This is a genomic window from Methanospirillum sp. (genome assembly GCF_028679455.1).
Classification (GTDB): Archaea; Halobacteriota; Methanomicrobia; order Methanomicrobiales; family Methanospirillaceae; genus Methanospirillum.
Map to the genome: position 1 here is coordinate 1 of NZ_JAJRBM010000461.1, position 4,823 is coordinate 4,823.

4 protein-coding genes are annotated in these 4,823 nt (G+C 45.8%); all 4 read right to left on the reverse strand.

The features are described from left to right. On the reverse strand, positions 1-314 hold a 314-nt coding region (locus LUQ50_RS15855; RefSeq protein ID WP_300041411.1), incomplete at its 3' end, for a hypothetical protein. A gap of 70 nt (positions 315-384) precedes the next feature. Continuing rightward, positions 385-738 carry a hypothetical protein gene (locus tag LUQ50_RS15860; RefSeq protein WP_300041413.1) on the reverse strand — a complete coding sequence of 118 codons (354 nt, stop codon included), beginning with the start codon at positions 736-738 and terminating at the stop codon, positions 385-387. A gap of 118 nt (positions 739-856) precedes the next feature. After that, the gene (locus tag LUQ50_RS15865) at positions 857-2,371 is read right to left on the reverse strand and encodes a response regulator (protein WP_300041415.1); all 1,515 of its coding nucleotides are present in this window, start codon (positions 2,369-2,371) and stop codon (positions 857-859) included. Continuing rightward, positions 2,368-4,425, reverse strand: a complete 2,058-nt coding sequence (locus LUQ50_RS15870; protein ID WP_300041417.1) for a PocR ligand-binding domain-containing protein — start codon at positions 4,423-4,425, stop codon at positions 2,368-2,370. Before LUQ50_RS15870 ends, LUQ50_RS15865 begins: the two co-directional genes overlap by 4 nt. Positions 4,426-4,823: the final 398 nt, after the last annotated feature.

A 4,823-nucleotide genomic window follows, 5' to 3' on the forward strand; every position in this document is an offset into this window, starting at 1 on the left:
GGGATTCCTCTGTTGGTCTGATTATAATATTCAGGTGAGCAGAGCGGAGCCGGGCCACTCTGATCAAGGGTTGGAAACGAGAGAAGTTCAGAGGTCTCTTCGAACCTGGGAGGTACTGTTTTCCATCTGGCTAAAAAGGCCAGAAGATCTGAAGCTGGGAGTACTGCAGGATGAAGCCTTATGGAAGCAGGCTTATTTTTCTTCCTCCGTTTACAGGATTCAGTGCCTGATATACTGGTGCTGCCGGTATCCTCAGCATAGAGGATGAACTGATCCGGAATTAGCGGGGAGTAAAAACCATGCAGTATGATCATGCGGGCTTATACATCGGAGCGAAAGAGGATGAGTGTTTTGATAGCCTGTACTATCGTAGCTCCATGATAATTAAAGTATTTTAGTAGAATTATCACTCATATTTGGCAGATTGGTATCAGGTACCCAGCCTTTGGGGGGCAGACCCGGACCGATGAGCCGTCCTTCGATCAACCCATCATCGGTAACAATCCGGGTGATATTACCCGGATTCATACCGTCAGGGGAGAGGTTTCCGGTGAAATTATCAGAGACCATTGGCGAGGCATTTCCAGAAATGTTAATCCCGGTTATCTGACAGGTGCTTGTCTGATTCGTTGTGTTATTCACTGAAACGGGAATGACCGCTGTCCCAGGCAGTATCGCTAAAATCAGGAGTACAATCGCTACCCATCCAATCCAGGAGAAGACAGAAGGGAACTTCATGCTCTTCATCTTCATTCTTTCACTATATCAGGCTATTGGAGAATCAGCCAGATCACAGTCTGATGTCCTCATAACCAGGAATCGGATGATTTCCAGCAGATTGCCAAGCACATTACCATCACCCGGGACTGATTAACCGGAATGCTCCTTTAGGAATTACTATCTCAAACCTTGCACCAGATCCCGATTCTCCCTTTTCCCTGATACTAAGGCCGGTGATAGCCAGAATTTCCCGGGAGAGGAAGAGGCCCATTCCCTTCTGCTCTCCATACCATTGCTCAAAGATCTGCTCTTTAACCTCTGGGAGAATTCCGGGCCCGTCATCCTCAAAAAAGAGAATACATCCATCAGAAGTTAGATCGTACCAAAGTCGGACGGTTGTTGCATCGGGTGCGTAGGCGATCACATTTTCTGCAAAGATAAGAAACACCTTTTCAAGCAGTGGATCAGCATAGATCTCAAGTCCTTCCACCCTGATTTCGCGAGTGTACCGAGAAAAATCCAGATGCGAGATGGCAAAGAGAAAGGTCTGCGAAACCTGATGCCACACTGGCGGCCTGATCCCCATATCCTGGTACATCTTTGCAAAATTCAGTGACAACATAACTTTTTTTACTGCACTTCGTTCATTTTCCAGATAATACAATTGTTTTGAATCGGTGACAAGTTCACCGTGCAGGTCAATGAAACCGGTCAGTGAAAAGATGTAGTTCTGAATATCGCTAAAAACAACACTGTTGAGCAGATTCAATTTTTTCCTTGCAGCAGTCAATGAGGTCTCGGTATTTTTTCGTTCGGTAATATCACGAGCGGATGCAAAAATGCGATTGCCTGAATGAATCGAGGACCATTCAAGCCACCGGTATGACCCGTCACAGTGCCGGTACCGGTTTACAAAATTTGAGATATGATCTGATACAACCGGTTTTCCTGCATGACGAGTTACTTCAAGATCATCAGGATGGATAAGATCCAGATAACTTTTGGAGAGCAGATCGCTCATCTGATACCCCAGCGTTGATTCCCATGCAGGATTCAGCTTGAGAAATGCACCATCCTCCGTGAGAACACAGAGGAGATCCAAGTTTAATGCGAAGAACCGATCGATTTCATCTGTTCGCTCACGAACCATCTGTTCGAGGTTCTCCTGATAATCCTTAAGTTCTTCTTCTTTCTGTTCCCGCTCTATAATCTGCTCTTCGAGTAGGAGATTCTGGGCTTCTAACTGCTTTTGGAGTCGGTGTAGTGAAAGATGGGTCTTCACCCGTGCCAGGATCTCTTCAGGTTCAAATGGTTTGGAGATAAAATCCACTCCTCCAACCTGAAATCCCTTGATTTTATCGGCTGATTCCTCGAGAGAACTGATAAAGATAACCGGTACTGATGCAGTTCTTTCATCAGCCTTCAACTGCCTGCAAACCTCGTATCCATCCTGATCTGGCATGATAACATCGAGGAGGATAAGATCAGGGACTTCTACTCCTGCTGATCGAATCGCTAACCTTCCACTGGGAGCAGGACGAACCATGAAGCCATGGGTAGTGAGGATCTCGGTGAGAAGTTTCAGACTGCCTGGTGAATCATCAACCACCAGAATGCGTCCACGATCATCATTTTTTTTATCAGTTGTCACGGTAACTGTCCCTCAATAAGTTCAGTCTCCTCAAGTAAGGTGAGCAACTGGTCAAAATCGAGATTATCTGCAAGAGAAGAGATACTCTGACCAACTTCAGGACTTACGTCCCCAACCTTCCCGATAATTTCTGCGATCAATTCACGATCGAGTCTTATGACCGCATCATGGAGATCATTACGCAGGGGGAGGGGTATGGCAAGAAGCATCGCAGGAGAGAGATCGGCAAGAGTTCCAGACGCAGGAAGATCGGTGATTTCCTGCGTAATGGTATAACGGATGGGGAGATAATGAGCCATCATATCAAATATCTCCTCTTCAAGGAATGGTTTACGCACAAAATCATTAAAACCTGCATCAAGGATCTTCTTCCGATCTTCTTCAAACACTGACGCAGTTAGTGCCACAATAATCATGGATTTTCCTTCAGGTGTCCGCCTGATCTGCCGGGTAGCTTCCAACCCGTCCATTTCAGGCATCCTGATATCCATCCAGATAAAGTCAGGATGCCATTCCGCCGCCATTGTAACTGCTTCTTTGCCGGTAATCGCCGTGCGGAGATCAAAACCGGTCTGTTTGAGAAGTGTTTCCAGAAAAATTCGGTTCTCATTATTATCTTCAACGATCAGTACCCGGGGTGATACTATCCCAGGTTCGAGCTTGAGAACCTGCGGGTGGGGAGAAAGGCCCGGTACAGATGAACCGGTAACCATCCTGACCGGCAATAAACAGGTGAAAGTACTACCAAGACCCGGATGACTGACCACAGAAATATCGCCCCCCATCAGCCTGATATAATCCCTGCTGATCGCAAGCCCAAGTCCCGTTCCGCTTTTCGTCATCTTTCCACTGGTGGTCTGTTCAAAGTACCGGAAGAGGTGATCCTGTTCCTCTTCTGCAATCCCCACACCGGTATCCTCGACTGAAATACGAAGGACAAACGCATCCTTATCCTGCTCCTCTCTCGTGAACCTGGCGATAACTCCCCCGTGCTCGGTAAATTTCACCGCATTTCCGAGGAGATTAATCAGAATCTGCCTGATTTTGCTCTCGTCAGCATGAACATACCGTGGTATTGTATCAAGACCTTCAACCCGGAGGTACAGCCCTTTTGCATTTGTTCTGACCCTGAACATATTCTCCATATCAAGGACCAGCTCATGGAGATCAAAGGAAACCGCTTCAAGGGTGACACGTCGGGCCTCAATTTTGGATATTTCAAGTACTTCGTTTATCAGGGCCAGGAGATGCGTTCCGCTCCGGTTTATGATCTGCAGGTGTTCACGCTGTTCCTGTTTAAGAGAAGTATCACGAAGCATGAGTTGGGAGAATCCCAGAATAGCATTCATAGGAGTCCTCAGTTCATGACTCATATTTGCCAGAAACTCACTTTTCGCCTTGTTCGAAGATTCTGCCCGCTCCTTTGCAATGGCCAGTTCAGCGGTCCGTTCAATAACCTTCTGTTCAAGTGAATCATGGGCTTGTAGAAGAAGCTGTTCAGCCTCCTGAATTCGCTTCTGGGTAAGGCCCATCTCCCCGAGCATCTCGGTTAGTTTTCGCATGAACGCGAGGTTATGATCTACTTCCTCTTTGCTCAGGACCGGAACTTTCTGAAGCGCTGCCAAGTATTCATCTTCAGGAAATCCATAACGAACTGCTTGAGCACGAAAAAATTCGATATCAGGTGGCTCAAGGAAGAACTGACCTATGAAAATGTTTCCAAGATGGGTCCCGTCAATAACGATCGGGGTTGCCACGTCCAGAACCCCGTTCTGACATTGATAGAGATATGATGAATGTGCTGCATCCATATGCTCAAGAATATGAACATCGCTGGCCTGACATCGTTTCCGGGTTTCAGGGTGAACCCGGTGAAAACGAGTACAAAATTCAGTCCATCCATTACTGGTCAGGATGTTGGACTCATTATCAAGAATTGCGGTAGTGAACCGGCTCACTGAGTAGAGAAGATCCATGAGACTTTGGAGTTCCTCAAAATTAATGAGATCTTTCAGTTGGTAGGTCATGCATACAAACCAAATGATTTTTCCCAACAGCGGACCTCTGCCAGAAGGGAGGCACACACCATCTTTGCGACCGTTATCCGGAGTTACTGATTTTAAAAAAGGGGACGCTGATATTATTTAAGAATTTTGAAAAAACATAAGAGTTGCAGAGAGGTTGTCCAGTGAGATGATTCACACTGGACAAGATGGTATATTGAATGAATCGGCATCTGCCGAAATACCAATAGTAACTAACTTTTAAGTATCTCACCGAATGTGATGCAACAAAAGAGGAAAATTTGAGCATTTTTTCACAATAAGTCTTGAATTTTTCGATGGCTAACGCTATGTCTTCATTTAGGTAATAAAATCAGTTAGAAATAGACCGCCATATCTTGAATATCAGGTTCCTTCTTCATGAGATTGGCAATCAATAAAACCTGATA